13 protein-coding genes are annotated in these 20,987 nt (G+C 60.9%); 6 read left to right on the plus strand and 7 right to left on the minus strand.

Features of this window, described 5'->3' with window-relative positions:
- Positions 1-17: 17 nt before the first annotated feature.
- The 4 genes from D8780_RS01715 to D8780_RS01730 form a co-directional block, all read right to left on the minus strand.
- Positions 18-8,507: a glycoside hydrolase family 94 protein gene (locus D8780_RS01715; RefSeq protein WP_121644089.1), complete on the minus strand. Its 8,490-nt coding sequence runs from the start codon at positions 8,505-8,507 to the stop codon at positions 18-20.
- Between the two features lie 153 nt (positions 8,508-8,660).
- Positions 8,661-10,841, minus strand: a complete 2,181-nt coding sequence (locus tag D8780_RS01720) for a xanthine dehydrogenase family protein molybdopterin-binding subunit (protein WP_121644090.1) — start codon at positions 10,839-10,841, stop codon at positions 8,661-8,663.
- Positions 10,838-11,830 (minus strand): FAD binding domain-containing protein, encoded by a 993-nt coding sequence (locus tag D8780_RS01725; protein ID WP_121644091.1) that lies wholly within the window; start codon positions 11,828-11,830, stop codon positions 10,838-10,840. The genes D8780_RS01720 and D8780_RS01725 overlap by 4 nt, the downstream gene beginning before the upstream one ends.
- A complete protein-coding gene (locus D8780_RS01730; protein WP_245412218.1) occupies positions 11,827-12,342 on the minus strand; it encodes a 2Fe-2S iron-sulfur cluster-binding protein in 516 nt (171 codons plus the stop codon). Before D8780_RS01730 ends, D8780_RS01725 begins: the two co-directional genes overlap by 4 nt.
- A gap of 265 nt (positions 12,343-12,607) precedes the next feature.
- Here D8780_RS01730 and D8780_RS01735 point away from each other — a divergent pair, with 265 nt between their 5' ends.
- Positions 12,608-13,519, plus strand: coding sequence for a class I fructose-bisphosphate aldolase (locus D8780_RS01735; protein WP_121644093.1), 912 nt, complete (start codon positions 12,608-12,610; stop codon positions 13,517-13,519).
- A gap of 55 nt (positions 13,520-13,574) precedes the next feature.
- Here D8780_RS01735 and D8780_RS01740 read toward each other — a convergent pair whose 3' ends face one another.
- The gene (locus D8780_RS01740) at positions 13,575-14,018 is read right to left on the minus strand and encodes a PepSY domain-containing protein (RefSeq protein ID WP_121644094.1); all 444 of its coding nucleotides are present in this window, start codon (positions 14,016-14,018) and stop codon (positions 13,575-13,577) included.
- A 77-nt stretch (positions 14,019-14,095) separates the two neighbouring features.
- Positions 14,096-14,797 (minus strand): ZIP family metal transporter, encoded by a 702-nt coding sequence (locus D8780_RS01745; protein WP_121644095.1) that lies wholly within the window; start codon positions 14,795-14,797, stop codon positions 14,096-14,098.
- A gap of 179 nt (positions 14,798-14,976) precedes the next feature.
- Here D8780_RS01745 and D8780_RS01750 point away from each other — a divergent pair, with 179 nt between their 5' ends.
- The 3 genes from D8780_RS01750 to apbC all read left to right on the plus strand — a co-directional run bounded on the left by D8780_RS01750 (position 14,977) and on the right by apbC (position 17,576).
- On the plus strand, positions 14,977-15,579 hold the full coding sequence (locus D8780_RS01750; protein WP_121644096.1) for a TorD/DmsD family molecular chaperone: 603 nt from the start codon (positions 14,977-14,979) through the stop codon (positions 15,577-15,579).
- Positions 15,580-15,667: 88 nt separating this feature from the next.
- A complete protein-coding gene (locus D8780_RS01755; protein WP_121644097.1) occupies positions 15,668-16,384 on the plus strand; it encodes a biotin/lipoate--protein ligase family protein in 717 nt (238 codons plus the stop codon).
- 52 nt (positions 16,385-16,436) lie between these two features.
- Complete coding sequence (apbC, locus tag D8780_RS01760; protein WP_121646288.1) at positions 16,437-17,576, plus strand: iron-sulfur cluster carrier protein ApbC; 1,140 nt, start codon at positions 16,437-16,439, stop codon at positions 17,574-17,576.
- Positions 17,577-17,633: 57 nt separating this feature from the next.
- Here the strand turns inward: apbC and D8780_RS01765 are convergent, their stop codons facing one another.
- Entirely contained in the window at positions 17,634-18,110 is a 477-nt protein-coding gene (locus D8780_RS01765; RefSeq protein WP_121644098.1) for an SRPBCC family protein, read from the minus strand.
- 149 nt (positions 18,111-18,259) lie between these two features.
- On the opposite strand from D8780_RS01765, the gene D8780_RS01770 reads away from it, so the two are divergent.
- On the plus strand, positions 18,260-19,240 hold the full coding sequence (locus D8780_RS01770; RefSeq protein ID WP_199699542.1) for a formate/nitrite transporter family protein: 981 nt from the start codon (positions 18,260-18,262) through the stop codon (positions 19,238-19,240).
- Between the two features lie 33 nt (positions 19,241-19,273).
- Positions 19,274-20,923, plus strand: a complete 1,650-nt coding sequence (pgi, locus tag D8780_RS01775) for a glucose-6-phosphate isomerase (RefSeq protein WP_121646290.1) — start codon at positions 19,274-19,276, stop codon at positions 20,921-20,923.
- Positions 20,924-20,987 lie beyond the last annotated feature (64 nt).

Consider the following 20,987-nt stretch of genomic DNA (forward strand, 5'->3'; position numbering starts at 1 on the left):
CCATGCACGCACGATGGTCAGGCGAGGGGGAAACCTTCGCCCTCTGTTTCTTCCCGATCGCCGTTGACACGCACGACCAGCTTTTCGTCCGACCGCTCCACCTCGATATGATACTCGTGCCCATTCTGATGCAGCTTGGCGGAATAGCCCTCCCAATGGCTTGGAATGGACGGTCTTACGATCATCCGGTCGCCCTGCCGGCGAATGCCGAGAATGGCCTCCACCGAACAGCGGTAGAGCCAGCCAGCCGATCCGGTATACCAGGTCCAGCCGCCGCGACCCTTGCGGTCTTCCTCCCCGTAGATGTCGGCGGCAACCACGTAGGGCTCGACCCGGTAGCGCTGCATATCTTCTTCGGTCAGCGCGTGATTGATCGGCAGCAGGTAGGAATAGGCCTTCCAGGCATCGTCTGCGCGGCCCATCTCTGCCAGCGCGTAGGCCGTCCAGATTGCGCCATGGGTATACTGGCCGCCATTCTCCCGGACGCCCGGCGGATATCCCTTAATATAGCCGGGGTTGTGATCGGTATGCTGAAAGGGAGGAGTGAACAGCTTGATGATCTTAACCTCATCATCGGTGAGGATTTCGAGCACCTTGTTGAGCGCCTGATGGCTCCGCTTTTCTTCACCTTCGCCGGACAAGACGCTCCAGCTCTGCGCAATCGTATCGATCCGGCATTCGTCGGACTGGTGACTGCCGAGGGGCGTACCGTCGTCGAAGGTGCCACGCCGATACCATTCGCCGTCCCAGCCGGTCTCCTGAAGCGCCGCCCGCAATTCGTCGCGGCGTTCGGTCCAGCGTGCGACGCGATCTTCGTCGCGGCGTGCTTCTGCGATCGATATCATCGCCGAGAGGCCGCCGGCCATGAACCAGCCGAGCCAGACTGAGGTCCCGCGTCCTTCCTCGCCCACACGGTTCATCCCGTCGTTCCAGTCCCCGCCCAGTATCAGCGGCAGACCGTTCTCGCCGCGCCGCTCGCAGCCAAGATCAAGCGCCCGTGCGCAATGTTCATAAAGGCTGGCTTCCTCTTCCAGAACCTCGGGCGTGTAGAAGGCGTCGTGTTCGCCAGGTTCCAATTGCCGCCCGTCGATGAAAGGCAGCTTGGTGTCGAGAAAGCCGGTATCGCCCGTTACCCGCACATAGTGCGCGGTCAGATAGCCGAGCCAGACCACATCATCCGAGATCATCGTCCGCACCCCTGCGCCGGTGCGCGGCAACCACCAGTGCTGAACGTCTCCTTCGGGGAACTGCCGGCCCGCCGCATTCAGGATTTGAGCCCGTGCGTAGGAGGGATCCTGAAGCAGAAGGGCCGAGGTATCCTGTAACTGATCGCGGAAACCGTAGGCTCCCGATGCCTGATAGAAGGCCGATCGCGCACGGATACGGCAGGCAAGTGCTTGATAGGGCAGCCAGTGATTGACCATCAGGTTCATGGCCTGGTCGGGGGTCTCGACCTGCAATGTGCCGAGGAAGGAATCCCACTCCTGCCGCGCAGCATCGATCTGCGTGTCGAAGCCTTCCTGTCGCAGCGTATCCGCCAGTGCAACCGCTTCGCTGACCGAGCCGCTGTCGCCAAGAATGACAAGGATTTCGACCGATCCTTCTGCCGGCAGATCGATATCGGAGGACAAGGCTGCGCAGGGATCGCCCGCAATGGCCGTCGTGTCATCCAGCTTGGCGCCTTCGGCCACGATCTGCGGGAAGGAAACCGACTGGGTGCCGATGAAGTTGCGACGCGAAGCCGTGTGGGACGAAACGTCCGTCGACAGAGCCAGAAAGGCGTAGCGGCCAGAAAAATCGATCGAATAGGGGTTCGTCGCCGTGATGACGCCGGAGGCATCGTCGAAATGGGAAGCAATGAAGGGAGCGTTCTTGCCCGCATTGTTGCCGAGCACCCATTCCGCGAAAGCATAGAGTCGCAATTTTCGGGGGCGGTCGAATTCGTTGCGGATGCGGAGACGGGTCAGCTTGGCATTGTGGCCTGCAGCCATCGCCATGGTTGCTTTGAGCCGCAAACCGCCGCCGGCAGCCCGGAACGTAGAGTAACCCATGCCGTGCCGCGCTTCGTAAGGTTCCGAAGCGGCCCCTGCGAGCGCAGCAAAGGGCGTGAGCGTGATCCCGCTGTCCAGGTCGCGGACATAAAGCGCTTCGCCCGGACGGTTCTGAACCGGGTCGTTGGTCCATGGGGTTAACTGGTAGTCGCGCGAATTGATGCTCCAGGTGAAGGCGGCGCCGCCAGCGGAGACATGGAAGCCGAAATCCTTGCCCGAAATAACGTTGATCCAGGGCTGGGGTGTCCGGTCGGTGCCGCTCAGCCGGACCACATATTCACCGCTCCGGGGATCGAAACCGCCCATACCGTTCCAGAAGAGGAGATCCTCCCCGCTCGTGCTGATCGTGGCGGGAACCGGCTTGATGATCCTGGCCGACACCTCCTCATCTTTCGCGAAGGGACGGGGGGCTTCCTTGGTTTCCAGCTCCGTTCCGAGGCGGGCCAATTGTTCGGAAAGGCGGCCGTTTCGTGTGTGAAGCGTGATGCGTGATGCCGCCAGCAGCGCATCATAAGTGGTCTCGTCCATCAGATCGCGGCGCACATTGAAAATATGGGCGCGCACGGCGTCGGAGAGGCCGCGATGCCGTGCGTTCTCGCAGAGAATATCGACGGCCTGCTGCATGTCCTGTGCGTAGGATGTGACACGCTCGTTGAGAATTACCAGATCGAAGAGAAGACCGCGTCCGCGCAGATATTCTTGCATGGCGAGCGCTTCTCTAACGATCTTCAGATCGTTCTCGTCATCCGTCCGAAGCACGAAGATCGGATGATCGCCCGATACACCGAGCGGCCACAACGCGCTCTGGCTGGCCAATCCCTCGCGCACCGCTTCCTCGCCGATCCGCATATCCATATCGGGATAGATGAGATAGCGGGCGATCCGCTGGAACGTCTCGGCGTCCTGGCTGGTCACATCGATGTGGCGAAGCTGCACCTGGCTTCGGGTCCAAGCCAACTGGCTTTCGTGATTGAAGGTCTCGGTATGGCGATAGTGGGCAAGCCTCTCGATCAGCGTGTCGCGATCAGCGGCGGCGAGTGTCCAGAAGGTAATGGTGGCCTTCTTCCCGGCCGGTATCCGGACCACCCGCCGTAACGACATGATGGGATCGAGCGTGAAGCCGGCACTGCCGCTCAGTTCCGCGCCGGGATCGAAGGCGGCGGCCGACGCCAGGCTCCGGCCCCGTCCGATAAAGGCGCGCCGGTCCGTCTCGAACTGGGTGGAACGCCGCTGCGCGGCATTTTCCGTGACGAGATGGGCGACGTGAATATCAGGCTCGCCATGAGTGCGTTTGTTGCGGGTGGCCAGGATGGCATCGCCGGCGCGATCGATCTCGGTGCGGACGAACATTTTCGAAAAGGCGGGGTGGGCCATGTCGGCCTGGTCGTTCGAGAGAACCAGCTCTGCAAAGGATGTGACTTCGATCAGCCTGTCGACGGTTCCGCTGTTAGACAGCGTCAGCCGTCGGCCCTCGCCGTCCCCCTCGGTCGTGACCAGCACATCCATATGGGAATGGATGGTGCCCACATGCTTGCGAAACTCCGCCTGTGAATCTGTGAAGACGGTGCTGGCGCGCTCATTGGCCAGGTGTCGCGGCTGGCTGGTGGCGCTCCACCACTGCCCAGAGGCAACGTCCCGCAGGAAGACATACTGGCCCCAGCTGTCTTCGACCGGATCGGGCCGCCAGCGCGTGATCGCCAGCCCGTTCCACTTGGAATAGCCGGCGCCGGTCGCCGTAACCATAACGCTGTAATGCCCGTTGGACATGAGATGCGTACGGCGATCGGTCGTTGCCGGGTCGTCGTAGATTTGCATGGCCGGAGCGGCGAGGGCGCCCCCATCGTTTTTCTGGCGAAGGACTTCCTCGGGGCGAGACACCGGGGCCACCGTGTTGGGCGCACGCTCCTGGAGAAGGAGCTCCGCCGCCTCGATAACGGGGTCGGAGTGAAAGAGTTCGCGCAAGCGTCCGGCCGTGACCACATTTGCCGCCGCGCAGATGCTCATCCCCTGGTGGTGAGCGAAATAGGCTTTGATGACGGCGCACTTTTCGCCTTTTGGCAGGCGCGAAGGGGTGAAATCGACGGATTCGTAGAACCCATAGGCCCCGCGGGCACCGATCTGCCGCAGCCTCTCCATATTGCGGACGGCTTCGTTCGGGTCCACCTGGCAAGCCAGCATCGTCGCGTAAGGTGCAATAACCGCATTGCGGGAAAGATCACGTTTCAGTCCGAGGGACGGCACGCCGAAATTGGAGTACTGATAGGTCAGCATGTGGTCGCGCGCATTATAGGCCGATTCCGAAATGCCCCACGGCACGCCGAGTTCGCGTGCATAGTTGCGCTGAACGCGCACGACCATCCGGTTCGTCTGATAGAGAAGGCCGCCCTGCCTTTCATGCATGACGAGCGGTGGCATCAGATATTCGAACATCGAACCCGACCAGGAGGCTAGGGTCGCCCGGCCGGAAACGGGCACCACCGGCCGGCCGAGGCGGAACCAGTGCTCATTGGGCAGGTCGCCTTTCGCGATCGCGAAGAGGCTTGTCAGCCGCGCTTCGGAGGCCAGAAGGTCGTAACAGGATTCATCGAGCTCGCCTTCTTCCACGCGATAGCCGATGGCGAGCAGCCGCCGCTGCTTGTTCATCAGGAAGCCGAATTCCATATCGAATGCCAGGCCACGCGCCGTCTCCGATACGTCGACAAGTCGCCGGCGCAACCGGTCCATGGCTTCGCGGCTTGTGCTCGGATCGTTGAAGTGCGCTTCGCAGGTCCGTACCAGCGCGGTGCCCCATCGCATCAGCCGGCGACTTTCATGGCTGCCGACCTCCAGATCGATGTCCAGCGCCAGCCGTTCGATCTCCTGCGCGACCGTCATCAGGCCGGTGGCCTTGACGGAGGTGACTGCGGCACCCCGGTCAAGCGCCAGGACAAAACTGTGAAGCCGCTCGCGAATACGAGCGCGGAGCGGGCGGATCGTTCGACGGTCGTCCGGAATGTCCTGCAGGACCTCCTCGATGATCGTGGCCGTGTCGCGAATGCCTTCCACATCGCCGTGCAGGAAGGCCGCCGGGGCGGCAGCGGCTTCTCGGAGAGCTGAGGAAACGACGATCAGATGCCCGGCCAGATTGCCGCTATCGACCGCGGAAATGTAGCGCGGCGGAAGCGGCTGGAGCGTCTTCGTATCGTACCAGTTGTAGAGATGGCCGCGGTGTTTTTCCATTCGCCGGATCGTGACGAGCGTGGATTCGATCCGGTTCAGCATCTCCTCGAAACCGATCCAGCCAAGATCACGCGCCGAGACGGTGGAAATCAGGTAGAGGCCGATATTGGTCGGTGAAGTGCGAGGCGCTACCAGCGGCTCGGGGTCTTCCTGGAAGTTGTCGGGCGGCAGGTGATTGTGTTCGTCCGTGACGAAGGTCTCGAAATAGCGCCATGTCCGCCGTGCGATGCGACGCAGGGCCCTGCGGTCATCTTCGGACACGAAAAGGCGGTCTTCGGTCTCCGCCGAGCGGGAGACCTGCCATGCGATCAGTGGCGCGAAGAACCATGCGCCCGCGATCGGCAGCGCGACCCAGACGCTGTTGTGACCGTAGAAAATCGCCAGCATCAGGCCAATCGCGGCAATCGCCGAGGAAGGCCACATCAACTCGATATAGGATGCAATCGTGCCACCTGAGCTTTTGTGAATTTGCGCGGCGGTCTTCCATTCCAGCAATTGACGGCGGGAAACAAAAAGCCGGTAGAGCGTGCGGCCGACCGCATCGGCGGCATACCATGCCGTATGCGCCATGAAGGCGACGCGAAGACTCGTCTGCGCCAGCAGCGACAGAAGCTCCCAGCCATAGGTCCGCAAATGCGACCGAAGGGTCACTCCGACGGGGGGCGCGATGAAGCCGGCGAACATGGTCGTGAGCGGCGCGATGATAAGCATCCCGATCAGAACCACCTGCCAGACGAAAGCCGGCAAGGTATCGAATTTCACCCAGCCCGCGATCGAAGCCAACACCCATGCGATCGGCAGCAGCGAGCGTCGCAGATTGTCGAGCATCTTGAAGCGGTTCAGCGCTGTGACGTCGCTTTCCTGTCCAAAGATGAACGGCAGCAACTGCCAGTCGCCGCGTATCCAGCGGTGCTGACGGCTGACCTCGACGGAATATTTGGTCGGAAAATCTTCGACGAATTCCACATCGGTCACAAGGGCCGACCGCACCAGCGCGCCTTCGAGAAGGTCGTGGGAAAGCACGGTATTGTCTTCGATCCGCTCGGCCATGGCTTGCCGGAAGGCATCGACATGGATCAGCCCCTTGCCGGTAAAGCTGCCTTCGCGAAACACGTCCTGATAGGTGTCGGAGACCGCGAAGACGTAAGGGTCCAGCCCGCGATTGGTCGAGAAGATCCGCTGGAAGGCCGAGGCCTCTTCGCCGGTGGTCAGTGACGGCGTGATACGTGGCTGGAGAATGCCGTAACCGCCTGTCACGCGGTTCGTCTTGGGGTCGTTGATGGGCGCGTTGAGCGGATGGGCCATCTTGCCCACGAGCTTGGTCACCGTGTCACGAGGAAGGCGCGTATCGGAATCCAGCGTCAGGACGAAGGCAATTTCATCGGGCAGGGGATGGGTCGGTTTCAGATAGCTGGTGTGGGTCTCACCTCGGATCAGGTCGAACAGTTCTTCCAGCTTGCCCCGCTTTCGCTCCCACCCCATCCAGACATCGTCGGTCTCATTGTAGGTTCGGGCGCGGTGGAGGAGGAAGAAGCGCCGCCCGGTATGAGCATAGGTTTCCGACAATTCATCGATGGCCCGCTGCGCATATTCCAGCATGTCCTGATCGCCGGTCTTCTCTTCGGAATCGGCGTCGGGCCAGTCCGAAAGAAGCGCGAAATAGGTCTCGCCTTTCGGATTGCTGAGGTAATGCACTTCAAGATTGCGGACGAGTTCGTCGATCGTATCGCGATCATTGATCATGCAGGGTACGACAACCAGCGTCCGGGCCTCTTTGGGAATGCCCTGCGGATATTCGTAGCCCGGCATGTGATAGGGTCGCACCATATAGGACGACAGCATGTTGAAAATGCCCATCGCCGCCTCCGAGGCCGGAAGCGCCAGAAGGAGCATGAGTATGGCAGTCGTGCTGGCCCCTTCGATGGGATCGATGGTCAGAGCGGCGAGCGCCAGGATGGCCACCGTCAGAAGTGCAACCGGCAAGACGATGCCGAACCAGCTAAGACGGGCGAACAGAAGCCGCATCCGCTCAGTCGGGCGGCGGCAGTAGTTCACCCGGTCTCGCAGCGCCTCCACACCGTTGCCGACCAAATAATATCCGATATTGCCGACGATCAGCGGATCGGGAAGATCGGCACCTTCCCGCGCCATTTCGATTACCGTGTCGGTGACCTCCATTTCCGACGCCTTGGAGCGTCGCGCCAGAGTCTCGATCCGCTCGCGGTAGCGATTGCGCGAGCGGGGGTCGAGAAGGCCGAAGTCGGTTGTTGCCCGCAAGCGGCGATCGACCGCCGAAAGGCTTTCAAACCAGGTGGTCCAGTCCATATCGTCGATAGCGCGCAACGAGCGGATTATATTGCCCACGACGACGTTGGACGAAGAAACGCGATTCTGCTGCGCGATCAGAACCTCTTCGGCGTCGGACCCTTCCTCTTCGAGAGCCTCTTCGAGCCAGCTCAGGATCATCTGTGCGCGTTCCGATCCGTCCCGCAGGCGATAGAGAAGCTGGGCGGAGAAGGAGTGCTCCGCGATGGTCGACTGGCTTCGCCGGAACAGCTTCTTGGCCTCGTCATCGGTTTCCGCCGCCAAGATGTCATCGGCAAGCTGGTTGGCGGACTGGCGCAATTCGCGCCCATGCTGAACCCGCTCTGATACCCGGCGGAGATTTTCCAGAAGCACGAAACGCAGAACGGCCGGAATCGCCCAGATCTCACCGATCTTGAGCGTCTCGACGCTCTGAAACCCTTCCGTGATGGCGGTGAGTGTGCGGCCGGAGAACACGCTGTTGGTATGCGCGACATAGGTCCAGGTCAGCGCAAGCACGCGTGGGACGTCCTGGCCGGCCCCCATCACTTTCGTATCTGGAAGCTGCCGGTAGAACTTGATCGGCAGGTCGCGTCGCACCTGGCGAACATTCTCTTCCACCAAATGGTGGTTATCGAGAAGCCATTCGGCGGCCGGCGAGATGGTGTAACCATCGCGCGCTGCAACCGCGGTCGCCTCATAGCAGGTTTCGATGACCCTCTCGTTTTCCCGTTCGCGGTGCCGGAAATCGAAAGGCCGGAAGGCCTGAAGAGAGGTTTCGGTCCCGCTCGCAAGGCGTTCGCCCGCTGCCCTCAACTCGTCATCCGAAAGAAAACGATCCCGGATGGCCGGGGTGATCGTATCGCTTTCGAGTTGATTGCCCGCCGTCGTATCGAGGGTTTCGAAATCAGCGGCAGGAGACTGGTCGTTCATGTGTTTTCCGATGGCGAAAGATGGGGCCAAGAACCAGAAATAGGCCACGAGTGCGGCTCGTTAAGTGCAACTGCCCGAATATGCCGCATGCAAGAAGGCCTGTCTCCCGCTTTGGAAGACAGGCCTTCTATTCTTTAGTCACTCCGCTCGGCGCTATAGCAGCTTGTCGAGTGTGACTGGCAGGTCGTAAACGCGCTTGCCGGTCGCGTTGTAGATGGCGTTGACGATCGCACCGCCCGCGCCGCACAGCGCCAGTTCGCCAATTCCCTTGGTCCCGATCGGATTCGATTTCGGATCCGGGTTTTCCAGGAAAATGACCTCGCATTCCGGCACATCGCGATTCACGGCCACGTGATACTCGGCAAGATCCCGGTTCACATAGCCGCCCGTTCGCGGGTCCATCCAGAGCTCTTCGCGAATGGCTCCGCCAATCCCCCAGACGAGGCCGCCCAGACACTGGCTGCGAGCCGTCTTTCGATTGAGGATCCGGCCTGCCGAGAAAACCGACACAAAACGGCGGACTTCGATTTCGCAGCTGTCCATATCCACCGCGACTTCGCAGAAATGAGCGCCATAGGAGTTCTGAACGTAGTTTTCGTGCTCGTCTCCGGGCTCGATGCTGCCCTCGGCTGAAAAGCCTTCTCCGCCGGCAAGCACTTCGGAGAGCATTACGGTGCGGTCGTTTGCCTGCATCGTGCTGTCTTCGAACGTGATGTCGTCGGGGTCGATATTGAAGCCGCCTGCCTTCGCCAGCTTCTCCCGCATGGCGATACAGGCATTCCAAAGCGCGGATCCCGACGTGCCGGCGCCGAAGGAACCCCCGGACCCCGATGTGGTCGGATTGTCGGAATCCGCCAGATCGACGGTGATGTCGTCTGGATGCAGTCCCAAGGCTTCGGCCGCAATCTGGGTGAGGATCGTGTAAGTGCCGGTGCCGATATCGGTCATGTCCATTTTGACGGTCAGCTTGCCCGCCGGCGACAGTTCGATCTCGCAGGACCCTTCCATCATCAGGTTGCCGCGAATGGCGCTGGCCAGACCGTAGCCGATCAGCTTGCGCCCTTCAGTGCGTGAGCGGGGCTTTTCCGGTCTATCGGACCAGCTGAACTCTTCGGCCCCACGTTTGAGGCATTCCACCAGATCGCGCGTGGCAAACGGTTTCCCGCTGGCCGGGTCTTCCGTCGGCTCGTTCTTCAGGCGGAAGTCGAGCGGGTCCATGCCGAGCTTTTCGGCCAGTTCATCGATTGCCGCTTCGAAGGTGATACCGCCCAGTGCTTCGCCGGGCGCCCGCATGGAGTCGTTGATTGTTTCGTTCGTATCGCGGGTATTTCCGGTCCAGTGGAGGGCGTCGCAGCGATAGGCATTCGCCGCCGAAGCCATTGGGCCTTCAGTAAACGGATAATTGAGCGCTTGTGTCGACCAGGTCTCGAAATTGATGGCCTTCAGGATGCCGTCGCTGCTCGCACCAAGCCGGATGCGGTGATCGATATGCGCGCGATGCGGTCCGTCATGGAACAGATTGCGTCGCGTCTGGATCACCTTTACCGGACGCTCCAGCTTCATGGCGGCGGCGGCGGCGAGGATCGTGTCGTAATGCTGGCCGAGTTTGGAGCCGAACCCGCCGCCGACATAGGGCGATTTGAGGTGAACCTTGTCCTCAGGCAGGTCGAAGGTGTTGGAAAGGCATTTGACGCCCCAGTCGATGACCTGCGTCGAATTGTGCACCGTCAGCCTGTCGCCGTCCCACTGCGCGATCGCGCCATGCGGCTCCATAGCCGCCTGGATCATGTGCGGAGTGGTATATTCGAGGTCCAGCTTCACGTCGCTTTCCGACCATGCCTTGTCGAAATCGCCGCGCCGGTTCGTTGCCTCCAGGCCCCCATCGATGCCGTCTGCCAGTTCGCTGTCGTCACGATCAACGCCAAGTATCGCGGGTTTCTCGTCATAGGTCACCTTGACGAGGCTTGCGGCATGCCGCGCGACTTCGAGCGTCGTGGCGACGACGAGCGCAACTGGCTGGCCGTAATGACGGATAATGCCGTCCACCAGCGTGCCATGGCTTTGCTGGAAGCGGTTGTCAGCTTCCTTACCCCACGGATTCATCTTGGGGGCGTTCTCATGCGTCAGAACGGCGATGACGCCCTCCTCGGCTTCGGCTACCGATGTATCGATGGATGAAATGGATCCGTTGGCAATCGTCGATTCCACGATAAAGCCGATCGCCGCATCAATGTCGTGTTCTGCTGCATAGGTCGCTTGGCCTGAGACCTTGAGCGGGCCGTCGACCCGATCGAGCGGCTGGCCGATCCATTTTCCCTTGATGATATCGTTCATGCCGCTGTCTCCTGGTCGGCCGCTTCTCGAAGTGCGGCCATGATCGTTCGTTTGGCGAGTTCCACCTTGAAGGCTTGGCTGCCCTCTGCCTTGGCGTCGGCCAGTTCAGCCTCCGCGGCAGCCTTGAAGTTTTCCTCGGTCGGTTCCTTGCCGGACAGAAGGGTTTCGGCCTTTTCGGCGCGCCATGGTTTGTGCGCGACGCCGCCGAGGGCCAGGCGGATCGTGTCGATCCTGCCGCCGTTCAGCTTCAGGACGAGTGCGGTGGAAACGAGTGCGAAAGCATAGGATGAGCGGTCGCGAACCTTCCGGTAGAGATGTGTGCCGCCAAGCGGCGCCGGAAGCGCCACCGTCTCGATCAACTCACCTTCTTCGAGAACCGTATCGTATTGCGGTGTGTTGCCGGGAAGGCGATGTAGGTCTGTCGCCGCAATCGAGCGCGTTTCTCCGGAAGCCTTGCGCGTTTCCACTTTCGCGTCGAGTGCGGCCATGGCGACCGCCATGTCCGATGGATGTGTTGCGATACAATGCTCCGATGCACCGAGAATGGCGTGGATCCGGCTTGGGCCCTCTAGCGCTGCACAGCCCGATCCGGGGTCACGCTTGCTGCAGGGACGGGTGGTATCCATGAAGTAGTAGCAGCGTGTCCGCTGAAGAAAATTTCCGCCCGTCGTCGCGCGATTGCGCAACTGGGCTGTCGCGCCGGACAGAAGGGCTTCGGAGAGAACGCGGTAATCTTTTCGAATTCGCTCATGATTGGCGAGGGCGGTATTCGTGACCTCGGCGCCAACGCGAAGGCCGCCACCACCCATCTCGGAAAACCCATTCATGGGAAGGCGATGGACATCGACCAGCGTGTCGGGCCTTTCGACCTCGAGCTTCATCAGATCGATGAGATTGGTGCCGCCGCCGAGAAACTTGGCGTTGTCGGCACCGATGGCCTGTAGTGCGGCCTCGGCGCTTTCAGGCCGAATGAATTCAAAGGGTTTCATTCTGCGGCCTCCTTCTGTCCGTCCGAGCTACCAGTTTCGATGACCGCATCGACGATGTTGTTGTAAGCACCGCAACGACAGATATTACCGCTCATCCGCTCCTGAACCTCGATCCGGCTCAGATGGACATCATCCTTGCCCGTCACGATGGACGCATCACCGCGTTCCACCTCCTTCAGCGTCGCGACGGCCGAGCAGATCTGCCCCGGCGTGCAATAGCCGCACTGGAACGCATCGTGAGAGACGAAAGCGCGCTGCATCGCGCCAAGATTGTCTTCCGTCCCAAGACCCTCGATGGTGGTGACGTCTTGCCCTTCACAGCCGGCAAAGAGCACCAGACATGAATTGACGCGTTCGCCATCCAGCAGGACCGTACAGGCGCCGCACTGGCCGTGATCACAGCCCTTTTTCGATCCGGTGAGTTTCAGATGTTCGCGCAGAGCGTCGAGTAGTGTGGTTCTTGGATCCACGTCCAGCTCGACGGTTTGGCCGTTAATGGTCAGTGACGTCACTGCAATTCCCTTCGGCATACTAAATTTGGAATGTCTCTAAGAAAGAGCGCAGCACGAGGTCAGTTCCAGTGGTTCTGAAAAATGCCTGGTTCACCCGACGGAAAAGACGCTGACTGCAATCAAATCGATTGAGTTGGCGAAGTTTCGCCTTTCGCACCGAAAAAGGGTAAAAGACCAAGCAATTGCGCGGTTTTCGCGTGACAGAACGGTGCCAAATTGAGTAGGTACGCGACCAATTTCGGGACCCCAAGGAGGAGATCAGTCGATGAATGTCACCCCACGCGTGAAAGAAATTCTATCTTGGTATGAAGGTGAAAATCCCGGGGTGAAGTCCAATCTCGCCCGGCTCCTCATGCACGGCAAGCTTGGTGGAACGGGCAAGCTGGTCATTCTGCCGGTCGATCAGGGTTACGAGCACGGACCGGCTCGCTCCTTCTCGGCCAATCCGGCTGCTTACGATCCGCATTATCTCTACCAGCTTGCCATCGATGCCGGTCTGTCGGCCTATGCCGCACCCCTCGGCAGCCTGGAACAGGGCGCCGACACATTCGCCGGCGAAGTGCCGCTGATCCTCAAGGTCAATTCAGCCAATTCGCTGTCGGACAGCGTGCCGGATCAGGCCGTTCTCGGATCGGTCGATGATGCGCTGCGTCTCGGCTGCGTTGGTATCGGTTTCACCATCTATCCGGGTTCCGACAACTGCTTCGCGATGCAGGAAGAACTGGCCGAGATGACTCGAGAAGCAAAGGCCAAGGGGCTGATGACGGTGGTCTGGTCCTATCCGCGCGGGGGCAAGGTTTCCAAGAAGGGCGAAACGGCGCTCGACATTGTGGCCTATGCGGCGCACATGGCCGCGCTAATGGGCGCAACGATCATCAAGGTCAAGCCGCCGGAAAAGGGCGTCGACCTGAAGGATGCCGAAAAGGCCTACAAGGATGTGCCGCAGGATAGCCTTTCCGAGCGTATCGCGCATGTCATGCAGGCCGCGTTCAACAATAAGCGCGTGGTCGTTTTCTCCGGTGGCGGGGCGAAGGATGCGGATGCGCTCGTCGACGAAATCAGCCAGATCAACGCCGGCGGCGGCTTCGGCTCCATTGTCGGCCGCAATTCGTTCCAGCGGGAGAAGAGCGAGGCGATCGCGCTACTCAACCGGATCACCGACGTCTACAAGGGCTGAGCGCTTCGCCGCACTCTCACATCATGACAGAAGGCCGCCTCCGGGCGGCCTTTTATTATTCGTCCATGCCGTTGGGCGTTGGAATCACGGTATCGTCGCCCGTCGCTGCTTCCGGGGTCGTCGCCGGCGCTTCTCCATCGCGTCCTTCCGGAACGGGCATCTCGTCCTGGTCGACCGTGGGAGCACTCGGCGCGTCGGAACTGCCGTCATCGTCCTCATCGGGCGGGAACGCATCGCCATCCTCACTGATCGCCCCGGTCCGTGCATCGATCCGCACGCGTTTATCCATCCCGTTCGTGACATGGTAGACGGCGTTCCATCCGCCACTTTCCTCGTCCCAGCTTAAATCGCGCAGATAGAGGTAACCGGGAACTTTCTCCAGCGCCGCGGCAATGTCGCTGATCGGCATGGCATCGGAGGGCGGTGCCGCATGAAGAGGCATGGCGAGCGTCACCGCGCCGGCAAGGGAAAGTGTGGCTGGCAGGAGAAGCCTTTTCACGGGAAAACCTCTTTGTTGTTATCGAAATTCCTCAGGGAGGTAACGCTCGCGGCGGTGCCCGGTTGCTTTGGCTCATTTCAGCCCCCGCTGAGGGACCTTAGCCAGACGGCTGCGGCCAGCCCGAGTGCGGTGGCGATTCCTGCCAGAAGATGATCCTCGCGAAAGGCCTTCGGAAAGATCTCCGTCGCAAGCGACGCGATCACCGCGCCGCCCGCAAAGCTGCGAATGAGGGCGAGGGGACCTTCGCCGACATCGCTTAGAAGGAAATTGCCGGCGATCGCGGCACCGGAGAGGATGGCCGCCGTAGCGGCCCAAAGCAGTATCGTACCGGTCTTTCCCATACTGTCGGCCATGCGCTTGGCCCCGCCTGCGGCTTCCGGCAGGTTTGAAAGAAAGATCGAGCCGGCGAGGGCCGCGACTTCCAGAGGCCCTGCGCCGATCAGCGAAACGCCAAGCGCCAGATTCTCCGGAATGCCGTCGAGTGTGATGGCGACGAGAAGGCCAGCCCCTGCGCCACTCTTCCAGACGTGGTCCACAAGGTAATCGAGGACCGTAAAAACCGCTGCTCCGGTCATCATCATGCCGAGGGCAGGCCAGACACCGGCTTGCTTTGTGGCGGGGTCGACCAGTTCCAAAAGGGCTGAAACCATGAGGGCACCGCCGGCTGCGGCGAGAATGAAGCCCTCCACACCCCGGCCGATCCGCCCGTAAACGCCCCATACCGCCCCTGCGATGAGCGCGACGGAAACAACGACGATCGTCAGGATGGTCAGCAGCATGAGCGCCTCTCTTGTCAACTGTCTCGCTACCTAGTCGCCTCGCCTTGGCAGGGAAGTTCTTTCGTCGTCCCGTTTATACGCTGAGGCCTGCGCAGGCTTTCCCACGGGTCGTGGGACGCGCCTTGTCGCCTCCTTGCAAGCGCCTACCCTACAGAGTTGAAACGGAGATCAAGCCCTGTATGGCTTTGCCAAAGCAAAACGAACCAGAACTGGCGGTTGAGGAAAAACTCCGCTGCCTGATCTACACCCTCCTGTCCGACCTGTTCCTGCAGCCGCCGGACCGGCAGATGCTTGAACGGCTTCAGCGCCTGTCGCATGACGACAGCGCAATGGGACGGGCGACGGGGCTGCTTGCAGCTCGCGCGAAAGATGTGACGCCCCGGCAGGTCCATAATGAATATCAGCGTCTTTTCGGCGAAGGCGGAACGCTGGAGCCGCGCGCCTCTGCCTATCTTCGCGGCAGGACAGGACCGTCCGGAGCCAACTGCCTTTCGGGCCTGATGGAACGCCTCGGCATCGAACGCCGTGCGGAGACGGGCCGCCCTGCGGATCATGCTGGAACATTGTTCGAGATGATGGCCGGTCTGATCGACGGACGCTTCGGCTGTGACCGCCTCTCCATTGACGAGCAGCGGCGGGTGTTCGAGGATCACATTGAGATCTGGATGCCGTTCTTCCTGCGTGATGTCAGGGTCGAAGACGATGCCGTTTTTTACCCCGCAGCGGCCGATCTCGCCGCGACGTTTCTGGAGATCGAAGAGGCCGGCTTCAGAATGGTGTAGAGACAGGCTCTGTCATGCTTGACGCTTGCGTCGGCGAGGCCGAAATTCTAAATCCGCAACTGACCGCCTCAAGCCCGGAAAAGCCGATATGAGCCTTCCTGATCCTCGTCTTCCGGACTGCTTCAAGGGCCGGGCGGTCCCCCGCGAAACGACGCCCTTTCTGGAAGCCTGCCGGCTGTCCCGATGTCAGAAGACCGAGCCCGGCGATCTGTTCTACAGCCGCCGTCACGGCATGGCTTCCTGTGCTCTTGTTCTGGAGGCGGATTGCACCGTCGCGGAAGCTGCGCAGAGCGTCCTTTACGGCCAGCTTGCTGCGGCCGAGACGCTGCGCGCGCTTCATGCGCCGTCGAACCTCTCCCTCATCTGGCCATTCGGCACTTGCCTGAACGGGCGCGAAGTCGCGCGTACGGCGCTTGGCGGCATCACCGGGCAGGAAGAGCCTGACGAGACGGCCGACTGGCTGGTTCTCGGGGTACATATTCGAATTTCGGGAAAGTTCATTGAGCGTCTTTCTGCCGAGCAGCGCATGGAGTTGACCGCGCTGCAGACGGAGGGAATGGAGACCGACCGCACGGTTCTACTGGAGAGGTTGGCCAAGGAACTCGATCGGTTGGGCAGCGAGTGGTTGGATGGTGGCTTTGCCGCGATCCGTGACGCCTGGGCAAAATATGCGAGAACCGGCGAACGGCCGGTGACCCGGTTGGATATGGACGGCAACGCCATTATCGAAGCCGGCGAAGGATGCCAGATCGTGCGACTGACAGAGATGATCGCGCGGCAGCAGCCGCTTCATCTGGCCGCGTGAACGCCGCGAGCAGGATGCTTCGCAAAAAACAATCATGAGGAATGACATGGCTATCAGCGAACCGACCGCCGAGACCGTCCGCGAGCGGTTGAGGAGCATTGCAGCGCCGGGCGGCGAGACGGACATCGTTTCGGCCGGCATGGTCTCGGACATTTTCATTGCCAAGGGCAAGGTCTTCTTCTCCTTGACGGTGCCTGCGGAAGTTGCGGATCGGCTCGAACCGCTCCGCAAGGCCGCGGAAGATTCAGTGCGGACGATACCGGGTGTCGAAAAGGCGACGGTGGCGCTGACGGCGGAACGGAAAGGCGGCCAGGCGGCCGCACCGCAAAGGACTGCGGCAGGCGCCGCACCCGCAAGCAAGCCCGCCCCCGCCGGCCGCCAGACGATTGCGGTTCCCGGGATCAAAGCCATTGTCGCGATTGCGTCCGGTAAGGGCGGGGTTGGCAAGAGCACGACAGCCGTCAATCTGGCGCTCGCTCTGCAGCAGAACGGCTTGGCCGTCGGAATTCTCGATGCGGATGTCTATGGCCCCTCCATTCCTCGCCTTCTCGGTCTGTCGGGCAAGCCGGAAATGGCGGATGACAAGCTGATCCGCCCCATGGAGAATTATGGCCTGAAAGCCATGAGCATGGGGTTCATGGTCGAGGAAGACACACCCATGGTCTGGCGCGGGCCGATGGTCACACAGGCGCTGACGCAGATGCTCCGGGGCGTCGCGTGGGGCGAACTCGACATGCTGATCGTCGACATGCCGCCCGGCACGGGCGACGTGCAGCTTTCGCTCGCGCAACAGGTCCCGATGGCAGGGGCGGTTATCGTTTCAACGCCGCAGGACCTTGCGCTGCTCGATGCCCGCAAGGGCCTCAACATGTTTCGGAAAGTCGAGGTGCCTGTCCTCGGCATCGTCGAGAATATGAGCGTTTTCGTCTGTCCCGATTGTGGATCGGCGCATTCGATCTTCGGTCATGGCGGGGCTCGCGACGAAGCCGAAAAACTGGGCGTCCCCTTCCTGGGTGAGGTTCCGCTTCAAATGGCAATCCGGGAGACCTCGGATGCCGGAACACCCGTTCTCGTCAGCGATCCTGATGGCAAGGAGTCCAGTTTTTACCGCCAGATCGCCACGCGGCTTTCAGAAGAGGTGCAGCGTCAGGACGAGACCGCCGGCGAAGGACCATCAATAGTTTTCGAGTAGCGGTTGCGGAAAGAAGGGCCGGTATTGCCACCGGCCCTCGATGTTCGATCGCTGATCTCAGCTAAGGTCCGGTTCCGGCGGTTCGTAACCGTCTGAAATTTTTGCACTCATGCAGGAAAAGAATTCGCCGGCGAGTTTCTTGCTGGTGGATTTGATGAGGCGGCTGCCCATCATGGCCATTTTGCCGCCGACATCGGCCTTGGCCTTGTAGATCAGAAGAGTTCCGTCGCCGTCTTCCTTCAGCTCCACATCCGCGCCGCCCTTGGCGAAGCCGGCAATGCCGCCGTCGCCCTTGCCCTCGATCGTATAGGAGTGAGGGGCGTTGATGTTCTTCAGCTCGACCTGACCGCCAAACGTTGATTTGACTGGTCCGATCTTGAGCGTGACCTTCGCCTCCATCTCGGTCGCGCTCTTCTTTTCAAGCTCTTCGCAGCCCGGAATGCATTCGCGCAGGACCTCGGGATCGTTCAATGCAGCCCAGACGGTTCGTACCGGTGCATCGATCTTCTCCTCCCCCTCCATTTCCACTGCCATCGACGTTTCTCCTCTCCAAGGTCGACAAGAAGCTTCTCTCATAGAGCAGTCCGCGGCTTCTCGTCTACTCAACCTTCAGCTGTGACGTCTTGCAGGACGACCAAAGGGCGGTATCTGCACCCTCACACAATTTTGGAGCATAAGGCCGCATGAGGCACGATCCCGCCGCGAATACGACGACACAGCTCGATGAAGGTACCGAGAACGAGACAGCGGCCGCCCTGACCGAGTACGAGATGGAGAAGGCGGAGTGGCGCGGGCCGTTGCGGGCGGCCGTCATTTACGAGATCGTCCGGCGTGCCGGCGATCACGAATTGGAGCGGCCGACGAAGAGCCTGATCTTCTCTTCCATCGCTGCCGGTATCGTCATTACGCTCTCGGTGCTCACCGAAGCCTATCTGATGCAGGCCCTGCCCGACACGAAATGGGCGCATCTGATCGCCGCCATGGGATACACGACCGGGTTCATCTTCGTCATTTTGGCGCGTCAGCAGCTCTTTACGGAGAGCACGATCAGCGCCGTTCTGCCTGTTATGGCCAAGCCCTCGTGGAACAACCTATTTGCGGTCGCGCGGCTCTGGTCGATCGTTTTCATGGGCAATCTGATCGGCACGGCGATTTTCGCGATCTGGTTTACCACTTTTCCGCCGGCCACTGCCGAAACGCTCGACGCCATCCGCGAGATCTCGGAACGGGCGATGCAGTACGGTTTCATCGAAACCGCCTTGCGCGGGGTATGCGCGGGTTTCCTTATCGCGGGCGTCGCTTGGCTGATGCCCAGTTCTCGCGGCTTCGAACTGCATGTGATCTTTCTCATCACCTACATCATTGCGCTCGGCAAATTCGCCCACGTGATCGCCGGCTCGGCCGAGGCATGGTATCTCGCCTTCGGTGGATTCAGCAGCTTTCCGGAAGTTATTTTCGGCTTCATCGTTCCGGCCCTTATCGGCAATGTGATAGGGGGAACGGTACTGTTCGCCTTTCTGGCTTTCGGACAGGTGGTTGCGGAACTGGACGAGGCGCCCGACGAGTATGTCAATCATGGGCCACATGATGAAGACCGGGATGCCGATTGTCCCAGCACAAAAGAGCGCGCCGCTGCCACGGCAGGCTATGAAACGCGAAAGTAATCGCCCGACCACGCCGGCAATATGGAGTCGTTTATGAAAGACCTGGACGCCTGGCGCGCCGTCATGGCCGCGCTGGAAGATTATCATCAGGCGCGTCCCGAAATGGACATGCGTCAGGCCTTCGCCATCGACGATGATCGCTTCGAGACCTTTTCGATCGATCTGGACGACCTTCTGTTCGACTATAGCAAGTGCGCCGTTGATGAAGCGACGATGGAGCAGTTGGTCCGCCTGGCGGATGCGATGGGCGTAGGCGAGCTTCGCGATTCCATGTTCGCCGGGGACCCAATCAACCTGACGGAAAAGCGGGCGGTTCTACACACGGCTTTGCGTGCACCGAAGAATGCTGAATTCACGGTCGGCGGCACGAATGTGATGGGGGAGGTGCACGACGTCCTCGATCGGATGAGCCGCTTCTCGCAGAAGGTGCGCTCGGGCGAGCACAAGGGCGCGACCGGCGAGGCGATTACGGATATCGTCAACATTGGAATCGGTGGCTCCGATCTTGGCCCCGCGATGGTGACGGCGGCTCTCGCTCCGTATCATGACGGACCGCGCACGCATTTCGTGTCGAATGTCGATGGCGCCGATATCGCCGATACATTGGCGCGGCTCGATCCGAAATCGACGCTCTTCATCGTCGCGTCGAAAACCTTCACAACCATCGAGACGATGACCAATGCCCGAACCGCCCGGGATTGGCTCACCGGAGCGCTTGGCGAAGAGGCCACGTCGAGCCACTTTGCGGCCGTTTCGACTGCGCTGGAGAAGGTCGCCGATTTCGGTATCGCGGAAGAGAACATCTTCGGCTTCTGGGACTGGGTTGGTGGGCGTTACTCGGTCTGGTCGGCGATCGGCCTGCCGGTCATGCTCGCTGTCGGACCACAGAATTTCCGGGCATTTCTCGATGGCGCCCACGCCATGGACGAACATTTTCGTCAGGCCGACCCGCGCCGGAATATGCCGATGATCTTCGGCCTGATCGGCTGGTGGCACCGGGTAATCTGCGGCTACACCTCACGCGCCGTGATCCCCTACGAGCAAAGGCTCGCCAGACTGCCGGCCTATCTCCAGCAGCTCGACATGGAGAGCAACGGCAAGGGGGTCCAGCGCAACGGACGTCCCGCCCTCACCGAAACCGGACCGGTGGTCTGGGGCGAGCCGGGCACCAATGGTCAGCACGCCTTTTTCCAGCTGTTGCATCAGGGCACCGATATCATTCCGGTCGAGTTCGTTCTTTCCGCCCGCGGCCACGAGCCGGAGCTGAGACGGCACCACGAACTGCTTCTGGCGAACGGTCTTGCACAGGCCGAAGCGCTGATGCGGGGTCGAACATTCGATGAAGCGCTGGAGCAGGCCTATGAGGCGGGGCTGACGGAAGAGCAGGCGTCGCATCTTGCCCCGCATCGGGTCTTCCCGGGCGACCGGCCGTCGATCACCTTGCTTCACGATCAACTGACCCCGTTCGCTCTCGGTCGTCTGATCGCTCTTTACGAGCACCGCGTCTTCGTCGAGGGAGCCCTGTTCGGGATCAACTCCTTCGACCAATGGGGCGTCGAACTCGGCAAGGAGCTGGCGACTGCGCTTCTCTCTGTTCTGCGGACGGGCGAGGGCATCGAGGAAAGGGACGGTTCGACCGCTGCTCTGCTCAAAAGAGTGCGGTCGGCAGCCAACGCGGACTGAACCAGACATTCGACCGAAAAAGATCAGGGAAGCCGCATTCGCATCGGCTCCCTGGTCGATGGCG

It is taken from the genome of Notoacmeibacter ruber, assembly GCF_003668555.1.
GTDB lineage: Bacteria > Pseudomonadota > Alphaproteobacteria > Rhizobiales > Rhizobiaceae > Notoacmeibacter > Notoacmeibacter ruber.